1 protein-coding gene is annotated in these 1,128 nt (G+C 49.2%); it reads left to right on the plus strand.

All coding sequences use genetic code 11. The features are described 5' to 3' along the window. The coding region (locus tag R8N28_RS26300) for a transglycosylase domain-containing protein (RefSeq protein ID WP_318183796.1) at positions 1–1,128 on the plus strand (1,128 nt) is incomplete at both ends.

Here is a 1,128-nt window from a genome sequence, read left to right on the forward strand (position 1 = left end):
TGGCGACAGAAGACAGAGACTTCTATCAGCATGATGGTGTTTCACCATTGGCTATTGCCCGTGCTTTAGTGGCGAATATCAAAGCGGGTCGCACCGTTCAAGGTGGCAGTACCTTAACGCAGCAGCTAGCGAAAAACTTATTTCTAACCCGTGATAAAACGCTGTGGCGTAAGGTGCGCGAAGCTTATATTGCGCTTATTCTTGATTACCGTTACAGCAAAGACCGCATTTTAGAAGCCTACCTGAATGAAGTGTATTTGGGCCAAAGCGGCGGCGAAGCGATCCACGGTTTTGGCTTAGCATCACGCTACTACTTTGGGCAGCCAATCCAAGAGTTGCGAATTGATCAACTTGCGATGCTGGTGGGCATGGTGAAAGGACCGTCGTACTACAATCCTGTTCGCTATCCTGAGCGCACTAAAGAGCGTCGAGACTTGGTGCTTCGATTGCTGATGCAACAAAACATGCTCACATCGCAGCAATATGAACAAGCTGTGAGTCGACCTCTTGATACACAAAGCAAACCACGTATTGCGAGCCGTCAGCCTGCATACTTCCAGCAATTGAATATCGAGCTGAAAGAGAAGGTCGGTGATCGCTTCAAGGCTGAAACTGGTCTGCGCGTGTTTACGTCTCTTGATCCTGTCTCTCAAAGTAAAATGGAGAAGGCGATCGCGAAGAAAATACCGGATTTAGCGAAGCGAGGCGGTAAAGAACTCGAAGCTGCTGCCGTGGCTGTTGATCGCCACAGTGGTGAAATTCGTGCCATGGTTGGTGGTAAACGCGTGGGTTATGAAGGCTTTAACCGTGCGCTTAATGCTAGTCGTCCAATTGGTTCGTTGGTCAAGCCGGCAATTTACCTGACCGCGCTTGAACAGCCAGACAAATACAATTTGGGGACGACGCTGCACGACACCCCTCTAAGTTTGAAAGGTAGCAAAGGCTCGGTATGGACTCCGCGTAACTACGACCGTAAATATCGTGGTGATGTGCCACTTTACCTTGCGCTTGCGAAGTCATTGAATGTACCAACGGTAAGGTTGGGGATGGAGCTTGGTATTCCTGAAGTATCTGGCACACTTGAACGCTTAGGCGTCAACAAAGATGAGATTCGTCCTGTGCCTTCTA

Source organism: Vibrio sp. Vb1554 (assembly GCF_033344235.1).